Origin of the sequence: Acinetobacter sp. AC1-2 (assembly GCF_016124155.1) — a bacterium.
Classification (GTDB): domain Bacteria; phylum Pseudomonadota; class Gammaproteobacteria; order Pseudomonadales; family Moraxellaceae; genus Acinetobacter; species Acinetobacter calcoaceticus.
This window is the reverse complement of sequence record NZ_JABFFO010000001.1, coordinates 585,459-606,921: the sequence shown is the minus strand read 5'-3', so window position 1 is coordinate 606,921 and position 21,463 is coordinate 585,459. Positions and strand designations below refer to the sequence as shown.

Here is a 21,463-nt window from a genome sequence, read left to right as displayed (position 1 = left end):
AAAAAAGCCCCTTGTGATGGGGCTTTTTCATATACTTATTTTAAAAATTACTAAATGATATCTGCTTAATTAATCAGGCTTGATATCATAAACCCAATTTCGTGCTTGCTGGTCTGTTGTCGTTTCACATACGTAGTAATCTTGATCCCATGAGTCTTGATGGAAGATTTCCTTTTTATGATAGGTTACTTGTTTATTATTTTCGACACAGATAAAACTATCACCTTGATCTTTAACAGCAGAACCGTTAAGAAATCCACCAATACATAAGAAGCGGGACTGTTTCGCCATTTAGTTGAATCAACTTTTTAAATCACTCATTTTCAATAATTAAATGATGGATTGATTAAATTGTAAAGACAAAATACTGGACCATGTCAATTAAAATGGTGGGATATGTATAGCGCAGAAGTTACTACAATTTTTTGATTTAAACCTTGATATTAAAATTTAGATTAATTAGGGATTTTTTCAAAAAAAATAAGGGCTGATTAATCAGCCCTTATTTTATCTTTTTGCTCAAGCAAAGCATAGCTTTGCTCTTGCGCTAGGGAAAAGCCTATCGGCTTTTCTTGATCCTAGCTCCTTAAGTCAATTGAGCAGCAGAGATTTTCTTAGTATCAACTTGATCAGCCTCTTTAGTATATTCGCTCATCTTGTCGAAGTTTAAGTATTTGTAGATCTCAGCAGAAGCGCTGTCGATTTGCGACGCGTACTGTTGATATTCTTCTGGGCTTGGTAATTTACCAAGAACCGCAGCTACAGATGCAAGCTCAGCAGACGCTAAGTAAACATTTGCACCTTGACCTAAACGGTTCGGGAAGTTACGAGTAGAAGTCGATACACATGTTGTGTTCGGTGCTACACGTGCTTGGTTACCCATACAAAGTGAACAGCCTGGCATCTCTGTACGCGCACCAGCACGACCATAGATGTTATACAAGCCTTCTTCCATTAATTGGTGCTCGTCCATACGTGTTGGTGGAGCCAACCATAAACGAGTAGACAATGAACCACTAGGTACTTTGTCAAGTAACTGACCAGCTGCACGGAAGTGACCGATGTTAGTCATACAAGAACCGATGAATACTTCATCAATTTTGTCGCCTTGAACGTCAGAAAGAAGTTTCGCGTCATCTGGATCGTTCGGGCAGCAAAGAATTGGTTCTTTGATGTCAGCAAGATCGATTTCGTAAACTTTTAAGTATTCTGCATCAGCATCAGCTTTTAATAAGCTTGGGTTGTCTAACCACTTCTGCATGTTTTCAGCACGGCGCGCCATTGTACGAGCATCGCCATAACCTTCTGCTATCATCCACTTCAACATGGTGATGTTAGAACGTAAGTATTCAGCAACTTTCTCTTCAGAAAGTGTGATTGAACAGCCAGCAGCAGAACGTTCAGCAGATGCATCAGAAAGTTCAAATGCTTGCTCAACAGTCAAGTCATTTTCCATTTCTGATAAATCGATCTCAAGGATACGACCAGAGAAGATGTTTTTCTTACCTTTCTTCTCTACAGTTAAGTCACCCGCTTGAATCGCGTAGTAAGGAATTGCATGTACAAGGTCACGTAAAGTGATACCAGGTTGCATTTTACCTTTGAACTTAACAAGTACAGACTCTGGCATATCAAGTGGCATAACGCCAGTTGCAGCTGCGAACGCAACAAGACCAGAACCCGCAGGGAATGAAATACCAATTGGGAAACGAGTATGTGAGTCACCACCAGTACCAACTGTATCTGGAAGTAACATACGGTTTAACCAAGAGTGGATAATACCGTCACCTGGACGTAAAGATACACCACCACGGTTCATGATGAAGTCAGGTAATGTATGGTGAGTTGTTACGTCAACTGGTTTTGGATATGCAGCAGTGTGACAGAAAGACTGCATTACCAAGTCTGCAGAGAAGCCCAAGCAAGCTAAGTCTTTTAACTCGTCACGAGTCATTGGACCAGTTGTATCTTGAGAACCAACTGTAGTCATCTTAGGTTCACAGTAAGTACCCGGACGGATACCTTGACCTTCAGCTAAACCACATGCACGACCAACCATTTTCTGAGCTTGCGTGAAGCCTTTGCCAGTGTCAGCAGGTTGTACAGGTGTACGGAACAATGTAGAAGGTGCAAGACCTAATTCTTCACGTGCTTTAGTTGTCAAACCACGACCAATGATCAAGTTAATACGACCACCAGCACGTACTTCGTCTAAAAGTACTGGAGTTTTAAGTTCTGCTTCTGAAATTTGTACGCCATCTTTAAAAGCAGTAACTTTTGCAGCAGCATGATCAATTTTCAATACTACTTCGTCGCCCATGTTCATGTTAGCAACGTCGATTTCTACAGGTAATGCACCTGCGTCTTCCATTGTATTAAAGAAAATTGGAGCGATTTTAGAACCTAAGCACACACCACCATCTTTTTTGTTTGGAATGTGTGGAAGTTCGTCACCGAAGAACCAAAGAACAGAGTTAGTTGCAGATTTACGTGAAGAACCCGTACCAACAACGTCACCAACATAAGCAACTTGGTTGCCTTTCGCGATGAGTTCTTTGATTTGGTTTAATGGACCAACTTCACCTGGTTTTTCAGGATTGATACCATCACGCTCGTTTTTCAACATTGCATTTGCGTGTAATGGGATATCTGGACGGCTCCAAGCATCTTGTGCTGGAGACAAGTCATCAGTATTTGTTTCACCAGTTACTTTGAACACAGTGATTTTGATTTCTTCTGGAACGTCAGGACGGCTTGTGAACCATTCTGCGTCTGCCCAAGATTGTAAAACAGCTTTAGCATTGGCATTACCCGCTTTTGCTTTATCTGCTACGTCATGGAATGCATCAAATACAAGAAGTGTTTTCTTCAACGCTTCAGCAGCTAGGCTTGCAAGTTCAGCATTGTCAAGAAGCTCAACAAGTGGTGCTACGTTATAACCACCAAGCATGGTGCCAAGTAAGTAAACTGCACGCTCTTTAGAAACGAGTGGTGAAGTTGCTTCGCCTTTTGCAATTGCTGCCAAGAACGCTGCCTTTACGTAAGCTGCTTGGTCAACACCTGCAGGAACACGGTTTTCAAGCAAATCAACCAAGAACGCTTCTTCGCCTGCTGGTGGATTTTTTAATAGTTCAACAAGCTGAGCTGTTTGAGCATCATCAAGTGGCTTCGGTGGGACTCCGAGTGCGGCACGTTCTTCAACGTGTTGGCGGTAAGCTTCTAGCACGGTGTTCATTCCTCTTTTTTTGAAAAATTACTTGCAAATTCCAGCTTTCTTAAAAAGCTTCACAAGTAATATGGACTACAAAAGTTTACTAGAGTTCAAGGTAAAAGTTAATGAAAACGGGGTGTTTCTCCGTGATGCCCATTATTTTGTATCTAAATACCCATGTATAAATAATAAGCATATTAGCCAAATCTGGGCTATTTTTAAGCAAAAATGCCTTACATGAGAGGAAATTCAATAACCTTACACAATTAGAACGATTTATATTTTGGCATTTTGTCATGAGGTGTTGCCAAACACTCATCCATCGCTTGCTTTCTAACTTTTTCTTGGAGTGCTTGAGAATCTTTTGTCAGTTCTTCTTTTGGAATTGCATAAACTTTTTCAATAACATTAAGAATAAATTTTTTCGTAATGTCATCTTCAATCTTATTTGCATGTTCAACTGCTTGAGTTTTTTCAATTGCTTGCTGACGATCAAAAACAATACTTCTCGCTGCATTTCCTACGCTAGTACAAAAGCCATGCCACTGCTCTTCGGGTGTTAAAGGCTTCTTTTCTGAACAACCGACAAAGAACAAACTCATTGCAATCAATAAAATCTTTTTCATCATTTCACTACACTAATTATTGCTGTTGATATCATACGGAAAATCATCATTTTTGCAAAAATTGCCATAAAAAAACCGAGATAAAAACCTCGGTCTTTTTATACAAGCATTAGAAATGCCAGTTTCATGAGTCTGGTTAATTAAAAAATTTGATATCAGTCGGTGTTGATATTTTTGCTGCATCACCAGCAGGTTTTAAGGTGCCATTTTTTGCATCAAAGCGAAATAAACTAATGTTATTACTAAAAACGTTTGTCACATATAGGTATTTACCAGACGCATCGAAGGAAAAAGCCCGTGGTTCAATACCATTCGCTTTATAAACTGCTGGTTTAGCTAGCAATCCATTCTGCTGAATTTTAAATACCAAAAGTTTATTGTCTGCACCACGATTGGCAGCAATCACATATTTGCCATCTGGACTAAGGATAATTCCACTCGCACTCTTAAATTCAGGTGTTTTGTCCTCGTGAATTAGTTTTAGCTCAGCTACTTTTTTCAAATGACCATCTTGCACGTTAAATGTCACAATTTCACTTCGCATTTCTGCGGTAATGTACGCATGTTTGCCATTTGGTGAAAAGACCATATGACGCGGGCCAGAACCGTGCTTAAAGGTCACATCTCGAATGCTATCCGCTTCGAGTGGTTGAGGCTTATTCGGGTTATAACGAAAGGTATAGACTTTGTCATTTCCAAGATCGCTAGCATATAAATACTTACCATCTGGGCTGAAAGTTGTCGAATGTGCATGACCACTCTCCTGACGGCCTTTGACATGACCAGAACCATCCGCGAAAACAATATTTTGAACCATTTCACCCAAATGGCCGTTTGGCAAAATTGGCAAAACAGCCACCCCACCACGACCTTTATCGAATGCTGAATAGTTCGACACAAACAGGAATTTACCATCTAAACTGATTGATGCGTGTGTTGGATGTCCACCATGGCTATCCACTGTGTTCAACACCTCCACCTTTCCGTTTTGAACCGATAAAGCAGTCACCGCTCCTTCATTTTCTTCATTAGTCGTATATGCAAAACGACCATCTTTCGATTTTACAATCCAAGAAGGACTTTTCATTTTCAACACTTTAACAGGAGTTAAAGTCCCATTGCTATTCACTTGAAGCTGGTACAAACCTTCACTGGCTTGTTTTGGTTTTTGCACAAGTGGTGCATCAGGGATAGATGTCCATGTCCCCACTAAAGCGATTTGTTGCTGTGCGGCATTTACGGTGGAGCACAATCCAAATGACAAAAGCGTCAACGACAATGTTGCTGTTAATTTGTGAATTAGCCCACGATATTTAATATTTGTATCGTTGTCCTTGCCATATTTTATTTCAGCATAAGTATCTATTTTCACGTTTATTTCCTTGAAAAATTCACCTTATTTGCACTTATCAACAAGGTATTATCAATCTAATTTCATTTAATGTTTCTGAAAACTAATTTATAAAACAACAATTTTCAAGTGAATTTTCTTTAATCAGAAATCTACTCAAGGTGGGCTTACTTTTAAGAGAATCGATGGTTTATATAGTAAATATTCAACTTTTTTAAATGTTATGAAGGTGTTATCAAATTAAAAGCCCACTTGAAGTGAGCTTTTAATTTATTTATTAGTGATTGAAACCAATCAAGGTATTCACAGTACTAACGTACTTTTCTGATGCTTAATTTCCATCTACTAGAAACGCCAATTGTAGAATAAATCGATCGCTCTTTCTAAAGATTGACTTGCTTCTAGGTATAAACGGCGGTTCATTTGATAACGCAACGTAAGCTTGTTGACTGGAGTAAACACACCGACACCATAACGAATAAATAGATCCGGTGTGATATAGCCAGTTAAACTTACTTGCGTATCATCACCTGTACCTTGAGCATCTAAAGCTAATCCACTTAGACCGAAAGTACGTCCAATCTGGTTAGTTAAAGCACGTGTACCACCCAAGCCCATACTAATACCCGCAGCAGCAATGGTGTTATTTACATCAGATTTAAAGCCTTCTGCATTACTTAAACCACTCGAACCTTCATTAATACGCCCTGTAACAAGCGCATTTAATGCTTCTTGCTCAGATAGTCCTGCATCATTATAAACTTGAATGTTTGGCGATGTCGCAGTACCTGTAACACGTACTCCAACCATACTACCCTGAACATTTTTGTTTGCATCAATATCTAAAGTCGGGTTTGCCAATGGGCCGTTGAAACGTGCAATCGCTCGGTTCAAATCTAGACTTTGTCCATAGGCTTCAATTTTTACTTTTTGACTGACACCGATTGCTCCGTTAGCTCTCATCGCAGTCTCGTAGCCACGTTGACTTAAGTTTAGACGACCAACTAAAGGAATATTACTGTTAAAGCCTTGGAATATTACTTGCTTTCCAATATTAACAGTAATATCAGCTCGGATATCCCAAGGTTTAGCAGCACGTAAAATTGCAAGCGGGTCTTGGCCTTGTCGAACTATGCGGACATCTGATGAAGTATTAATGACTGGTGCTGTTGTTTCTGGCATTGAAATACGCGCACGAGGAACATCCACCGATCCTTTTAAGCTTAAACGCTTATCGAAAGGATACATATCAAGTGTAAGGTTTGGATTGGCAATTGCAGTAATTAATGGCGCCTGACGTACAAGCAAATTATCACCTTTGAGGTTTAATTGAAGACGCGGTGCATCTTTCCATTCAAAACTACCTTTTAAAAGCCCTACACCTTGACCGCTGTTAAACGCGCCATCAATGGTTGCGATGTTCTGACGAATTGATGAGTAAACCTGAACATTAGTTAAATTAACTGGCAGCGAAATCATACTGATTGCACCATTTTTCAGACGCATTTCACCAGTAAACTGTGGCTGAGTTAATGTACCGTTGACTTTACCAGCCAAGGCTAAAGTTCCACTTAGTGTGCGCACATCTTGGATAAATGGTTTCAAGACTTTTAATTGAACATCATTAAAAGCGACCTCACCATGCATTGGCATTGATGGCTGGAATGGATTGATAATAACATTCGCATATCCTGTACCAATATCAGGTGTTTTAACATCAACACGGAACAATAGACCTTCTGATACACTTTTTGCAATAACACTTAGCTCATCATAAGCTAACGTTGTTGCAGGATCTTGAGGATCTTCCGCAGCTAAACCAATTTCACCTTTGCGCGTAATTAAACGGGCATCAAGTTTTGGATTGCCTCCATTTACCCACGCTGCCTTAGCATAACCATTTAATTGTCCAGTCATCGCTAAGCCTTCTGGCATAAATGCCGCGAAGTCACTTAAATCCATGTTCTGAGTTACAAACGAAATATTACCGCGTGCTTTACTTACCCGTACCGGCTGGTCAAAACAGAGCTGGCTATTCGCACTTTGCCAACAGTGTTGACCTACATATAGCTCAGACCGTGCCGAAGAAAAAATCACTGGAGCATTTTGATTTTGTGCCAGACGGATTCGTCTTGAATCAAAACTTCCTTTTTGAATTTGACCTAACCAATCATTATTTTGGTTAAAGCCACCTGCTAACTGAACGTAGAATTTGGAAATACTATTATTACCGAGTACTTTCAATAGATGCGCTTTTCTTGTTCCAGTTAAATTCAATTCGGCAGACTGAATTTGTCTATTTCCACTACGCAAATTATCTAATTTTGCGGTTAATTGAGTCGGTGTTGTTTCCGATGTTGGAAGCTCTCCCTGAATACTCAACCTCTTCACACTTACTAAATTATTAAATGCAAAGTTATCTACCGCGATATTTGCTGTTGCTTTTAAACGTGGCTGCGATTGTACATTTAGATCGCCATAAGCTCGACCACGCAACCCCGGATATAACTCGTAGAGTGCAGGTGCATTAAGCTTGATTTTTAGATTTTGTGCATTACCTGTCGCTTGTAGCTGATTCTGCCCATACACTAAAAATAAATTATTGGCTTCAAACTGCTGAGGAAAAAAGCCCTTTTGATTAGAGTCCATCAATAAAGATAAATTACCCTTACCTCGAACAGGTTTATTATTTATAAAGCCTGCAAGATTCAATTGCTGAATATTAATTCGTTTCAAATGGTCTGACCAAACCCCTTGGGTTTTCAGATTCCCTGAAATTTCACCTTTTACAGTTGAGGTAAAATATTGGGGTTTAAAACGTACCAATGAACTATTAATATCCCATGCAATGCCATCTTTTAAATTTACAGAACCTGTTGCATAGATTTTTCCAGCGACGCCATCGTGCTGTAACTGATTAATTCGAATAAAATCTGGTGTACCGGCTATAGAAAACTTCAATAAACCATTTGCCTGTTTTAAGGCTTTTAAAGATCCATCATAATTAACTGCAAAACCTTTAAAGCCACCACCAGCTTTCACATCATTGAATAATAATGCTGCTGTACTTTTACCTCCTAAAGTTACAGTCTCTTGACCTGCTTGAGCCAGTCGACCAGTTAAATCAATTTTCTCAAATTGAATGATTTGCTGGTTTGGTTTAGCAAAACCATTTGCTTTAATCGAACCATTTAAAAGATTAACAGGTGCTGCTGCATGAATACTTTGTGGGTTAAAATCTTTTGCATTTAACAATGCGTTCCAAACCAACTGACGTTTTTCAGTAGGAAGCAACACTTTAGCCTGACCGGTTAAGCTACCTTTTTCAGCAGTAAAACTAAAATTGGGAACATTTAAAACATTATCTTTAATATTAAGATTGGCTAGATATTGTCCTGCTGGCAATAAAGTTTTTTCATGCTGATATACTTTTGTAGCCACTTTAATATCTTGTTGACCATCACGTAATGTTAAATCAACCTGACCACTGTCACTGCTTAGCCATCCAATATAAGGCATCGCACGGTCTATTTTCGTCCAAGCTACATTCATGAGCATCGGTTGAGGTTTATTATTTTTTTCTGGGGCCTGATTAAACTTAAGTTTCCAAGACTCGTAACGGTCAAAATCAACATTAGCAAATACTTCGGTCCCTTTTTCCAAAGAACCAGTTGAAGCAACAGCAGCATCTAAACTTGGTGGTAAAAAGTCTTGAACAACCTGAGGAATTGCTTTGTCTTTAGGATTAATATGATCTAAACGGCCTTTGATATCCCAAGTAACATGATCTTTCCAATTCACCAAACCTTTAAGGTTAACAGCACCTTTCATGACTTGGCCATTAAAATCAGTGATATTCAACTGATGAACCAAGTCAGTATTCATTAAAGCGTTGTATTGACCTTCAGGTAAATTCTCACCCTTTAAATCTGTATCAACTGCCAAATTAAGTTGTTTAATATCGCCTTGAAACTTGATCACACCATTTTTTGCAAATAATTTTTGTTCAACCAATAAAGGTAAGTGATAATTTTTGAGTAATAACTCACCTTGCATTGGAACTTCATCACGAACAGGATGCAACACCACCCAACCCGTTAACAAATCGGGAGTTGTTGTTGCAACCCCAGCTTTTAAAGTATCTAAACTTCCGCGAGCTGCGACTTTAATATCTTGAATATTTAAACTTTTTAAAGATGGGATTCTTAAATCTGCTGTTGCATCTAATGGATATTTACCACTGAAATCCATTTTTCCTGTGGCGTTGTGGACTGAGAGATAGCCCATATCCATACTAGATTTTTTAAATTCGAGTTTTGTCTCTGACCAAAGCGCATCTTGTAAATGAACATCATGAAAACTTACATCTGAGGTTGCTAGCTTAATTTCTAAATGATCAACATCGGCTTCATCAACACGTAGAACAAATGGCAACTTAATAGGCTTAAATTCAAACGCCTTACCAGAAGGCGGAGTTTTATTAATAATACGTAAGTTACGCACATCCGCATGGCTCAAATGCACTTCTTTTTCTAATAATAAAGAGCGCCAGCCTAAGCCTACGTCAGCTCTATCTAATGAAACATCAACGTCCTTTAATTGCACCAAAACATTCTTAAGAATAATTCCGCGCAATAAGTTCCCGCCTTCGTATTCATATTTAATTATTTTCTGAGCGTCTAAAACCCGATCTAATAAAAAACGACTTCCGCGATCTGTTGACATCATGATCACTAACGAAGACGCTAATAATAAAAATATGATCAATATCGTCAGCAAGAAGCTACGCAAAATGCGTCGCTTCTTAGGTGAGCCAGGTGCCGAAGTGGGCTGCTGTTCTACTTCCGCCATAAAATAAACCTAATAAAATTTTATTTTTAAAGTTGTGGGCCTATAAAGAAATGTAAACGAATCGGATGGTTTTCATCTGAAATACCCGAAGCGACATCTAAACGGATTGGCCCAATTGGAGACTTCCAACGAATTCCAACCCCAATGCTATAAGCTGCTGGATTACTAAAGTCTTTATCATAGGCATTACCAAAGTCAGAGAAAACAGCGGCTCGCCAACCGTCCTTAAACTGATAGTTATATTCTAAAGAACCAACAGCCAAAGCTTGTCCCCCAATTTTATATCCATCTACTTCTGGGGAAAGACTCTTATAGTCAAAGCCACGAATGGTTTGGTCACCACCAGTAAAGAATCTAAGATTGTATGGAACTTTGTCAAAGTCATCGGTAAAAATGTAGCTAAGGTCAGATCTTCCAACGAATTGATGATCATCATTTTCGCCAAGAGAGTAAATAAATCTCCAACCCGCACTTGCAATTGCCATATTGGCATCGGACAGTAAACTCTCGCTACCTAATTCTACTTTATAGGTTTGTTTAAAAGCCTTAGTTGGGTTCAAACGTGTATTACTAGAAGTTTTAGAAGTTTCATAACTAAATAATAATGCTTCTTGCTCTGATGCAGCAGTTTTAAAAGCATCTGGTAATTCAGAAATATCAACATTACCCTGTTGGGTTAAACGGTCTAAACGATAGCGGACACCAAAAGTATGTTGCCAGTTCCCTAACGGACGTTTAATGATACGCTCTCCACCAACAACAGCGGATTCAGTAAGTAAACTTACATCTGGACCAATATCATCACGTGTTTCACGCTCATATCCACCCACAATGTTAAAGTAATCATTTAATGGGTGTTTATAGGGAATACTATATCGGCCATCAATAGATTGACGAATTTGTGAGACTTCCAAGTTGGCATCAAAAGAATGACCATATTTATTGACAATAGAACGGCGATACTGACTACGTAAACGTGCACCTGTATCGGTGCCGTAACCAACACCTGTTTCCAAACTATTTAGCTTATCTGCATTTAAAGTCACAATGACTGGAATTCTTTTAGTTTCACGTGCTTGTGCTTGCAGGCGGTCCTGTTCAGTTTCTTGTTCATCCTGCTGAACGGGCGCACTTTGCAACATGGCTGTTTGAGGTTCGGCCTCTTTTGTTTTTTGTGTTCCAGCAAACTGTTTTTCATCTACTACGTTTTGTGTAACTTCTTTATTAGATGTGGCTAATTGACGTGCTTTAGCCAATTGTCGTTGTTCAGGTGAAAGTAAATTAGACTCATCAACATCAATGTTTTGTTCATCGACCAAAGCTTGTAAATCGGGTGGTAGCTCAAGTCGTTTTTCAATTGGATCTGGTTTAACAGAGTCAACTAAAGTGTAATTAAAATAACGCGAGTTGGTTAGGTTATTTGCTAAAGTATTTACCCGCCAAAATGCATAGTCATCGCCCTCTTTCCACGGCGCCATACTTTCTAAAATATTCAAATTTAATGGCAAAGGTTTCGATGGATCACTCATACGAAACTCAACCTTATCTAATTTGTAACGCTCACCTGTTTCATAGCGTAAGTTAATATCAGCTTTATTTTCTGGCTGACTCACTTTCACATCATGCAAACGCCAGTAAGCATCAAAATAACCATTATTAGATGCGGCATCAACAATACGACTTTTAGTGGTTTCATATAAACCATGGTTAAAAATGTCACCTACATCCTGATCAGGAACTAAACGAATAACCTGAAACTGTGGTTGCTTTTCACCCGCACCAGTAAATTCAATATTTTGCTCATTAATTCGTACTGGTTCATTAGGCGTAACATTTACACGAACCCGACTCGAACTTAATTTTTCAAAGCGGAACTCAGCATTATAATAACCAACCGCCTGTGCAGCTTGATTACTTAATGTTCTAAGTTGAGGTAAAGCAGCATTGAAATCTTCAAATGACTCTTGAGTAAATGTCGATAACTTACCTTTAATGTTTTTAGCCAGCAAATCTGAAGCACCACTTACTTCTGCACTAATACGCGGTACTTGTTCCATTGGAATTGCACGTGGCGGACGCACTTTATTTAAAATACGCTTAAAGAAACCAGCTTGTTCAGGTGGTTCATCGGTCTCTGGCGTTAACTCTGGTAAGGTTTTTCCTGTTTCATTGGCTTCGACTACAATCTTGCTATCAGATTGAATCTCTTGCATAAGCTGGTCAATATTTACAGGTGCTTGTTTAATTTCCTGTACTTCAGACTGCGTTGCATCACTTACCGTTACTTCAGGTAGCTTCTGAGTCCCATTTTGAAAACTCTGCGCTTCATTTTTAGCCTCTTCCGCTACCCTATAAATTTCATTTGCCATGTTTTGGTCAACAGGCATATCTGGTAAATCTTCGAGATTATCCAGTGTAATTGGCTTAAATTCGTTAATTTGATTTGGAAATTGTTCTTGTTGTTGCAATATAGCCAAGCTATCTTGTTGTTGCTGAGCTTGAGTCACAAGTGTAGCAATATCTGTAATTGGAGCAGTATTTTGCTGATCCATTGACGTTAATTGTTCTGCTGAAGTATCAGACACAGTTGGGCTTGCAGTTGATGAACTAGCTGCAACAGAAGTTTGAGCAAAACTTGGCGTTACACAAACACTTAACAACAAGCTGCTACAAATAAGTTTAGGAATCCCCTGCATTTTTAAAATTAAATGCATAGAATGAGTGAGAGTTGACTGTTTAAACTTAATTTTAGAAGGCATAGAAAACTCTAGACTTATTTTTTAATAAAACGCACCAAGGTGAGTGTAAAACTCACTCAAAACCATTGATTTTTCATTTAATCAAGCGTTAAAAATATCATACATGGTTTTCGATGCAAATTAACAATCGGTCACATTTTTTTATAAAACACAATGAAGTTTGCACATGATGAAACAAGATGAGCACCTGATGACATCACGTCGGTTCGTACCGATGTTTTTTACCCAGTTTTTTGGCGCATTAAATGATAACGTTTTTAAGCAAGCTTTATTATTAGTGATTACCTATGGTTTGATTCAGCAACAATCTGCCCCAGTAAGTACTCTTAATAACTTAGCGGCTCTCTTGTTTATTTTGCCCTATTTCTTTTTTTCGGCCACTGCTGGACAAATTGCAGATAAATATGAGCGTTCACAACTCGTCCGTGGCATAAAAATTTTAGAAATTATTATTATGCTCATTGGTTCTGCTGGTTTTTTATTGGGGCACTTATGGTTGCTTCTTCTTGCTTTATTCTTAATGGGTACACATTCAACATTCTTTGGCCCCATCAAGTACGCAATTTTGCCTGAAATTTTAAAACCGCACGAGTTAATGTCTGGTAATGCCCTGTTTCAGTCAGGCACTTCAATGGCAATTTTATTCGGGATGATTTTAGGTGGTGCTGTAATTGCATCATCACATGGGAACTTATTGTGGATTAGTCTTACTGTTGTGATTATTGCTTGCATTGGCTATTTATGTAGTCGGTTCATTTTACCTCAAAAAGTTGCTGCTCCCGATTTAAAGATTGACTGGAATTTCATTCGTACAAGCTTTCAAACCATTAAATATGCCAAAAGCTTACCTTTAGTGTTCACTATTTTGTTAGGTAACTCATGGTACTGGTTTTATGGCGCTACTTATTTAACTCAAATTCCACAGCTCACCCAACAAAATCTCCATGCTTCAGAAAATGTCGTCAGCCTTTTGCTTACTTTCTTTTCAGTCGGTATTGGTGTCGGGTCTCTTCTTTGCCGTAAAATTGGTGGTTCAGAAATTAATATTAAAATGGTGCCAATTGGTGCTATTGGCCTTACTGTTTTTGCGCTCTACCTTGCTGCCAGTTTAGCTTTTGTTCCCGAAAGAACTGGGGCATTACTTACATTAAAAGATATTTTTACTCAAGGCTGGGTTTACTATCATGTGATGTTAGCAGTGACTTTATTGGGGATTAGTGGCGGTTTTTATATTGTTCCCCTTTATGCCATGATGCAGGCTTATTCTCCGCGCTCACATCGTGCCCGTGTCGTTGCGGCTAATAACATTTTAAATGCCGTTTTTATGGTTTCTTCTGCAATTTTTTCAATTTTAATCTTAAGTGTTTTAAAAATTGATATTAAAATACTTTTTATTATTACAGCTGTACTTAGTGCAATCTTTAGTATATGGCTTCTAGCACGTCTAAAACCAATGCTTGCCACAGCACATCTTTCTTTGGAGGACTAATTTATGCGCCACTATACTGGAATTGATCAGCTCATTAACTCTTTTGATCAAGCATTACGTAGTCTTGTTCCGGGTGCAACAGCAGCACAGCGCCAAAATCCAGCTGAAACAGTTGAAGCAAAACTAGGTGTAGAAGATGCTCGCCATGTCGCAGGTTTAATGCGAGTCAACCATAGTGGTGAAGTTTGCGCACAAGCCCTTTATCATGGACAAGCATTAACTGCAAAATTACCCAATGTACGTAAAGAAATGCAACAAGCAGCAATTGAAGAACAAGATCATTTAGCTTGGTGTGAAGTTCGCTTAAAAGAGTTAAATAGTCATACCAGTTTATTAAACCCAATATGGTATGGGCTTTCGTATGGCATGGGTGCTCTTGCGGGTATTGCAGGTGATAAATATAGTTTAGGTTTTGTGGCCGAAACTGAACGTCAAGTCAGCCTTCATTTACAAGACCATTTAAAACAGCTACCAGCTCAAGATGATCGCTCTCGTAAAATTTTAGAGCAAATGAATGAAGATGAGTTACATCACCGTCATACTGCACTTGAAGCAGGCGGCGTTGAATTACCGTATGCAGTAAAAATTACGATGACTGCTATTTCAAAGCTCATGACAAAAACCAGTTATTACCTTTAAAAAAACAAAGGATTGATCTCAACCAGATCAATCCTTTTCAAATATTATTTTAAGCCATGATCATATTTGAAACGTTCAATATCTCGAATTGAGTTCCAATAGTTTCGATTAATACGGTCACGATCAATTTGTAATTCTTTTAAAAGCTTACGATAACGTTCACGCTCTTCTGGCTTTAATTTTTCGTTGTAAGCATTATCAGAATATTGCTTAAACTTTTCGTCATAACGGTCATATTCATTTTTTGCATTGTAGTAATCGGAAGCTGCCTGATAATAAGGTCTTAAACGATTACGCTGCTCAACTGGGCACACATTGATATTGCCACTACCCTCTAAAGCATTATAAAAAATATTTGTTGGCTGGCAATAATACCCTAGACCTTCTTTATACCCACGTTCATATGACTTTTGATCTGGAACAATATTGGCTTTTCCACATGCTTTGTAATATTGATCTAAACGTGGCGACGAACCTTTTGAACCATCTTTCTCACCCACTAATGACCAATTCGCAGTCTTACATTCTTCTACGCTCATTGCAGCACAACCTGAAAGGCTGATGGCTAGAATGGCTAAACCGATATTTTTCATATTAAGAGAACTCAAAAAATAAATTTAAAAAACGCAAAAATAAAATTCCAGTAAATACCCTAAAAAGTCTTGCTCTATTCAAAACTTCAAAAAAAAGTGACTCACTGGATAAGCCTTTAAGTTTAAATCAGTTTGACCATCTCACCAAATTGAAAGACCATAATTACTAATATTGTTTAATTTAAAAATAAAATTTTAAGAAATTTGCTAACTCTTAGACTGCCCTTATACGCTAATTTTACTTAAATTTTTAATTATAAAAATTAGACTCAAGCAATTGATTATTCATATAAAAAATCCAAATATTCCAAAAATCATTCTTTAATCATTTTACTCTTTTTTTATGCTATTAACCTCACAGCTTGCGGTAGGATTTTAGCTAAATAACCACCAAGGTTTTTATAATGAGTACGCATATTTATCCAAACTTAAACTTACAAGACTCTCACTTTAAGGCTTTTAAAATATCAGACGATTTTACTCCACTGACACAAACTTATACTTTCCAACCTGATTTATTTTTGAAAGAAGTCGATGAATATTTAAACTCATATCCTCATACTCAACATATTGATATTTGCCTACATGATTTAAACGGACATATTCGTGGCAAACGAATTGATGTTAAAAGTTTGAGAAATCTCTCCAACGGATGTTATTTTCCACTTTCTGTTTATGCAATGAGTCTTGATGGAAAAGTCATTGAAGAGACAGGCCTAGGAAAATATATTGGTGAACCAGACAGACTTTGTCTGCCCATTTTAGGCAGCTTACAACCAAGTGCCTTATCCCCTGAATTGAATGCTCAGCTTTTCCTCACAATGCAAGAAGAAGATGGCTCAGATTGTCGATATGAACCACGCAATATATTAAAAAAATTATTAAATCAGTTACATGCTAACAATTATTTTCCTGTCATGGCTGCTGAACTGGAGTTTTATCTTTTCTCCTCAAACCATCACACTGAAACATGTTTGGAAAACCAATGTTTTGACATAGATGCACCAAATAACTATCAACAAGTCTTAGAAGAAGTTGAAAAAGCCGCCCTACTACAATCTATTGAAATTACCGCTATTGTTGCAGAGTCATCACCTGGACAATACGAACTAAACCTTCAACACACTCATGATATTTTAAAGCTATGCGATCAAATTAATGCTTTAAAAAGAATTGTAAAACAAGTCGCAAGAAAGCATGACTTAACTGCCTGTTTCATGGCGAAACCGAACTTGGCAAAGGCTGGTAGTGGTATGCATTTTCATATGAGCTTGCTCAATCAGTACCATGAAAATATATTTAGTTCGGAAGTAGAAAAAGATGAACCTTCGGCTAAATTACTCAGCGCGATTAGTGGCCTAATTGAATTAATGCCTGCATCTATGGCTATTTTAGCGCCCAATATTAATTCTTATAGACGTTTTAAAATTGGGCACCATGTGCCATTAGAAGCAAATTGGGGTACCAATAATCGTAATGTTGCAATTCGAATTCCATGCTCAGATTTAAAAAATCAACGCTTAGAATATCGGGTTGCTGGAGCCGACTGTAACCCCTATTTGGTTACAGCTACGATTTTAGCCGGTGTGTCTTACGGCTTATCTCATAAATTACCACTACCAAAACCTGCACATCTTTTAAAATTTCCTGATGAGCACATTCTATTAGCCAACAATCAGCCAGAAGCCTTAAAAATATTTAAAGGGAATCTTATTTTAAAAGGATATTTAGGGGCAGACTTTATAGAACATTGGTACACAGTTAAACTGGCTGAATATCAAAATATTTACAGTCAAATGACTGAAGCAGAACAACATTGGGATATATAAATAAAAAATGCTAAAAGATATAAACCGCTTTGCAAACCCTTAGGGAGAAATTCCCTAAGGTTTTTTTTTATATGTAATTAATGATTTTTCTGTTTAGATAAAAAACGCAATCCAACACCAGGTTCAGTTGCAATATAGCGTGGCTGAATTGCATTATCTCCAAGTTTACCGCGCAACTTGCCCACTAAAATACGTAAATAATGAGTATCTTCCTGATGGGTTGGCCCCCATAGTTCTTTTAACAGTTGAGGTTGTGTTAAAAGCTGCCCTTGATAGCGCATTAATAGCGTCAACAGTTGAAACTCTTTTCGAGTTAAAGTAATTGGCTGTTGCTCGATCCACACTAAACGTTGCATAACATCTACTTTAAGGTAGCCATCATCATAAACATGAGCTTCTTGTTGAATGGGTTGGTTTCTTAAAATGACTCGTATGCGCGCTAATAACTCTTGTACGCTAAAAGGCTTGGTCATGTAATCATTTGCACCAGCATCTAGTAATGCAACTTTCTCATATTCATCTGAGCGTACAGATAATACAATGACAGGAACATTCGACCAACTACGTAACTCTTGAAGCACTTCTTTACCGTCTAAATCTGGCAAACCCAAATCTAAAATAACTAAATCAGCACCTTGTGTGGCCAAAGCCTCCAAACCTTTGTAACCAGTCTCACAGAGCGTGGTTTTGTATTTTTGTGTTCTTAAAGCAATGTCTAAAAATTTACGAATTTGAGGCTCATCATCAATAATCACAATACGTGTTTCTACAGGTGATGTTTCTGAACTTATCATGACTTTACAACTTATTCTTTTACTGGATGAATGGGTAGTTTGATTTGAATTAAAGTACCTTTATTTTGGCGACCTGAAAATGCTTCTATTGTACCCATATGAGCACCAATAATCGCTTTCACAATTGTCAGTCCTAAACCTGTACCGAATTTTCCGCGGTCTCCACGTTCCATAGTATAAAACATATCGAAAATACGGTTTCTTTCATCTTCAGGAATCCCCGCTCCTCTATCTTCAATTTCTATCTTCACTTCATCTTCAAACAAAAGAGAAGCCCGAATCATGACTGGTTCATCTGGAGGTGAAAAGTTTGCAGCATTTTCTAAAACATTAAAAATAGCTTGCTCTACCAGTGCTGGATGAACATATAAACTAATGGTTTGTTCAGGTAATTCGACCAACACTTGAGTATCTGGTTTATAACGCTTCAAACGGCGGGTTGCAGAACCAATTAATTCATCGATACCAATCCAGTCTCTTTTTAAAGATAGACCTTCATGCCCCAAACGTGTCATATCAAGCAAATTCTGAATATAACGATCTAAGCGCTCACCTTCTAAATGAATGGTTTCGAGTAAATCTTGCTGGTCTTGCTCTGACATATCAGCTTTAAAATGAGCAAGCGTGTCTGCCGCTCCAATAATAGAAGCAAGTGGTGAACGTAAATCGTGCGATACCGACGATAATAAAGCAGAACGTAATCGCTCTGTTTCACTGGTTACTTTTGCTTGTTCAAGCTCATTGACCAGTTGGGTCCGGAGTGCTGCCTGCGCAATATATTCAATTACACTTTCAGTCAGTTTTTTTTGCTCAAAATTTAAAGAAACAACTTCATCTTTAAAATAAATTCCCACAATACCTAGGCTATTTTTTTGTTCTAAAAGTGGTAAAAACCACCAGTTTGACTGACTAAGCGTATCGGTAAAACGCCCACATGGTTGTTGATGCTTCAAACACCAATCTGCTGCCACTTTTTCTTTATCGTTTAGCTCTATTTCAGATGAAATCACTCTATCTTGAATAGAAATCCATACTTTAGTTTGAAGTTGTGTTTCTAAGGTGATACGTCCTGTTTGCATGACTTCTTCAAGGTTCACTGCACGAGAAAGTTTACGCGCCAAATCTTGCATTACTGTAGTGTAGGCATTCGCAGCTTTTAAAGACAAAACCTGCTGACGTAATTGAGAAGCCAAGCGTCCAGCGATTAAAGCTGCTGCAAAAAAAGCAACAACGGTAACCACACCTTGATGTGCTGAAATCTGCAAGGTAAAACGTGGTGCAATAAAGAAAAAATTGTAAGCCAAGAAACAGATGAGAGCTGCCACGACAGCAACGAGCATTCTGGTTTTAGTTGCAACAATTAAAACTGAAATAATAAAAATGACAGAAAAGTCTTCAATACCAAATAATACTTCAGCAAAGTGCGCTATAAAAATACTGGCACACGTAACAACTAAAACAAAAATACTTTCTTTTAGAGATAAAAATGATGGCTTTTCAAGCTGAGTTGTCTTTTTGGTGCCCTGTTCTGGATGCAAAATGGTTAAAGCAATTGAGTTTTCTTGATTCAATAATTGTTGAGCTAAATTTTTCTTAAATAACTTTAACCACAATGGCGAAATACTTTTGCCAATGACCAGATTTGAGATTCCCCTATCCACAGCAGCATCCATTAAAACAGATGCAACCTGATGGCCATATATTACTTCTGTTCGACCACCGAGTTGTCGAGCCAGTTCAAATGCACGGTCAATCTCGATATATTCTTTTTTATATGAACTTTCTGAACTCTGCCCAAAGTCCAAACTTTTAGCAACATTCACTACAGTCCACGCAGCCCCATAACGTTCCGCTAAACGACAACCTGCCCGTACTAAATACTCTGAAGAACCTTGCCCATCTATCGCAATCATTAATTCATTTTGCAACGATATAGATTTCAAACCTTTAGAGGCATAACTCTCTTTTAAATCTGAATCGACATGCTCAGCAACGCATTGCATTGCTAGTTCACGTAGTGCAGTTAAATTTGAAATGCTAAAAAAGCCTTGTAATGCTAGATTTGCTTGATCGGGCACATACACTTTTCCTTGATGGAGCCTTTCAATGAGTTCACTGACTGGCAAATCAATTAAACGAATGTCTCGAATACGATCAAACACTCTATCTGGTACAGTTTCACTTACCCTAATGCCCGTAATCTGGTACACCACATCATTTAAGCTTTCTAAATGCTGAATATTCATGGTGGTGAATACGTCAATACCTGCATCTAGCAATTCATTGACATCTTGCCAACGACGTTCATGACGACTATTTGGTATGTTTCGATGAGCCAACTCATCAACTAAAACGATTTCGGGATGCCTAAGTAAAATAGCATCCAAGTCCATTTCTTCTAAACTATGCCCCTGATACTGCATTTCCTTTCTAGCAATCTGAGGTAAGCCTTCCAAAATTTTTAGAGTTTCTATTCTCCCATGGGTTTCAACAATACCCACCACAACATCTGTGCCCTGTTGAAATAACTCTTTGGCACGAGCAAGCATGGCATAGGTTTTTCCGACACCAGGTGCCGCACCTAAAAAGACCGTTAGTCGACCGGCTTGATATCTGTTGACATGATTTAATAAGGCCTCAGCCTGATTTTCGCGATTGCTTTGCACTTGATATCATCCGGTAAACTAACAACTTTATTTTTAAGTTAATGTGTAGATTGTAATTGATCTAAAGCGATATTGAGCTCTAATACATTAACACGAGCTTGCCCCAATACACCAAATTGCATCGGTTCAATATGCTTTTGCAAAAGCTCTTCCACAACTTTAAGATCTAAATGGCGCGCTTGAGCCACTCGAGCCACCTGTAACTGAGCGGCTTGGGGACTAATATGTGGATCGATACCACTGCCAGATTTAGTCACCAAATCACTTGGAATAGGTGTATTGCCTGTATGATCTTGTTTTTTCACCGCAAGTATCTGAGCGTCGATTTGCTTTTGTAACTCAGGATTAGTACGAGCTAAATTTGTACCCGCCATTGCCATGGGGTCATAATTTGCTGCCGAAGGACGTGGATGAAAATATTCATTCCCGACAAATGGCTGAGCCACTAAAGTTGACCCAACAACTTTCTGATCTATTTCGATCAAACTACCATTCGCTTGATTGTTGAATAAAATCTGTCCGGCACCAGTAGCGATAGCACTGTAAACAGCACCGCACCCCATTAGAGTAAAAATTAATAATCCTAACGATGCTCTTAAGGTCTGACCCAAATTTACTTCTGAATTTTGTACATAAGTTTTCATTTCAAACTCCA

At 38.2% G+C, this 21,463-nt stretch carries 12 protein-coding genes and 1 pseudogene; 3 read left to right on the top strand and 10 right to left on the bottom strand.

The window, feature by feature from the left end; all coding sequences use genetic code 11:
• Positions 1-69: 69 nt before the first annotated feature.
• The 6 genes and pseudogenes from HL290_RS02765 to HL290_RS02740 all read right to left on the bottom strand — a co-directional run.
• Positions 70-291, bottom strand: a complete 222-nt coding sequence (locus HL290_RS02765) for a hypothetical protein (protein WP_004643278.1) — start codon at positions 289-291, stop codon at positions 70-72.
• A 295-nt stretch (positions 292-586) separates the two neighbouring features.
• Positions 587-3,226, bottom strand: a complete 2,640-nt coding sequence (locus HL290_RS02760) for a bifunctional aconitate hydratase 2/2-methylisocitrate dehydratase (RefSeq protein ID WP_004643279.1) — start codon at positions 3,224-3,226, stop codon at positions 587-589.
• Positions 3,227-3,477: 251 nt separating this feature from the next.
• Complete coding sequence (locus HL290_RS02755; protein ID WP_005046379.1) at positions 3,478-3,840, bottom strand: hypothetical protein; 363 nt, start codon at positions 3,838-3,840, stop codon at positions 3,478-3,480.
• Between the two features lie 133 nt (positions 3,841-3,973).
• A complete protein-coding gene (locus tag HL290_RS02750) occupies positions 3,974-5,209 on the bottom strand; it encodes a lactonase family protein (RefSeq protein WP_198495519.1) in 1,236 nt (411 codons plus the stop codon).
• 324 nt (positions 5,210-5,533) lie between these two features.
• Positions 5,534-10,039 carry a translocation/assembly module TamB domain-containing protein gene (locus tag HL290_RS02745; RefSeq protein ID WP_198495518.1) on the bottom strand — a complete coding sequence of 1,502 codons (4,506 nt, stop codon included), beginning with the start codon at positions 10,037-10,039 and terminating at the stop codon, positions 5,534-5,536.
• A 26-nt stretch (positions 10,040-10,065) separates the two neighbouring features.
• Positions 10,066-12,573, bottom strand: a pseudogene (locus HL290_RS02740) (autotransporter assembly complex protein TamA); the annotation flags it as partial.
• A gap of 391 nt (positions 12,574-12,964) precedes the next feature.
• Here HL290_RS02740 and HL290_RS02735 point away from each other — a divergent pair.
• Both HL290_RS02735 and coq7 read left to right on the top strand, forming a co-directional pair.
• A complete protein-coding gene (locus HL290_RS02735) occupies positions 12,965-14,287 on the top strand; it encodes an MFS transporter (RefSeq protein ID WP_080758369.1) in 1,323 nt (440 codons plus the stop codon).
• A gap of 3 nt (positions 14,288-14,290) precedes the next feature.
• Positions 14,291-14,926, top strand: a complete 636-nt coding sequence (gene coq7 / locus HL290_RS02730; RefSeq protein ID WP_004643288.1) for a 2-polyprenyl-3-methyl-6-methoxy-1,4-benzoquinone monooxygenase — start codon at positions 14,291-14,293, stop codon at positions 14,924-14,926.
• Positions 14,927-14,970: 44 nt separating this feature from the next.
• Here the strand turns inward: coq7 and HL290_RS02725 are convergent, their stop codons facing one another.
• Entirely contained in the window at positions 14,971-15,519 is a 549-nt protein-coding gene (locus HL290_RS02725) for a DUF2799 domain-containing protein (RefSeq protein WP_080027388.1), read from the bottom strand.
• Positions 15,520-15,923: 404 nt separating this feature from the next.
• Here HL290_RS02725 and HL290_RS02720 point away from each other — a divergent pair, with 404 nt between their 5' ends.
• A complete protein-coding gene (locus tag HL290_RS02720) occupies positions 15,924-17,348 on the top strand; it encodes a glutamine synthetase family protein (RefSeq protein WP_198495516.1) in 1,425 nt (474 codons plus the stop codon).
• A gap of 77 nt (positions 17,349-17,425) precedes the next feature.
• Here HL290_RS02720 and HL290_RS02715 read toward each other — a convergent pair whose 3' ends face one another.
• The 3 genes from HL290_RS02715 to kdpC are packed head-to-tail and all read right to left on the bottom strand — an operon-like array spanning position 17,426 to position 21,452.
• Positions 17,426-18,142 (bottom strand): response regulator, encoded by a 717-nt coding sequence (locus HL290_RS02715; RefSeq protein WP_056480964.1) that lies wholly within the window; start codon positions 18,140-18,142, stop codon positions 17,426-17,428.
• Between the two features lie 11 nt (positions 18,143-18,153).
• A complete protein-coding gene (locus HL290_RS02710) occupies positions 18,154-20,808 on the bottom strand; it encodes an ATP-binding protein (RefSeq protein WP_198495515.1) in 2,655 nt (884 codons plus the stop codon).
• Positions 20,809-20,846: 38 nt separating this feature from the next.
• Positions 20,847-21,452: a potassium-transporting ATPase subunit KdpC gene (kdpC, locus tag HL290_RS02705; protein WP_198495514.1), complete on the bottom strand. Its 606-nt coding sequence runs from the start codon at positions 21,450-21,452 to the stop codon at positions 20,847-20,849.
• Positions 21,453-21,463: the final 11 nt, after the last annotated feature.

What these genes read in the sequence shown, in the direction of transcription:
- HL290_RS02765 (WP_004643278.1), bottom strand. Translation starts at nt 291, where the DNA reads ATGGCGAAACAGTCCCGCTTCTTATGTATTGGTGGATTTCTTAACGGT.
- HL290_RS02755 (WP_005046379.1), bottom strand. Translation starts at nt 3,840, where the DNA reads ATGATGAAAAAGATTTTATTGATTGCAATGAGTTTGTTCTTTGTCGGT.
- HL290_RS02745 (WP_198495518.1), bottom strand. Translation starts at nt 10,039, where the DNA reads ATGGCGGAAGTAGAACAGCAGCCCACTTCGGCACCTGGCTCACCTAAG.
- HL290_RS02735 (WP_080758369.1), top strand. Translation starts at nt 12,965, where the DNA reads ATGATGAAACAAGATGAGCACCTGATGACATCACGTCGGTTCGTACCG.
- coq7 (WP_004643288.1), top strand. Translation starts at nt 14,291, where the DNA reads ATGCGCCACTATACTGGAATTGATCAGCTCATTAACTCTTTTGATCAA.
- HL290_RS02725 (WP_080027388.1), bottom strand. Translation starts at nt 15,519, where the DNA reads ATGAAAAATATCGGTTTAGCCATTCTAGCCATCAGCCTTTCAGGTTGT.
- HL290_RS02720 (WP_198495516.1), top strand. Translation starts at nt 15,924, where the DNA reads ATGAGTACGCATATTTATCCAAACTTAAACTTACAAGACTCTCACTTT.
- HL290_RS02715 (WP_056480964.1), bottom strand. Translation starts at nt 18,142, where the DNA reads ATGATAAGTTCAGAAACATCACCTGTAGAAACACGTATTGTGATTATT.
- kdpC (WP_198495514.1), bottom strand. Translation starts at nt 21,452, where the DNA reads ATGAAAACTTATGTACAAAATTCAGAAGTAAATTTGGGTCAGACCTTA.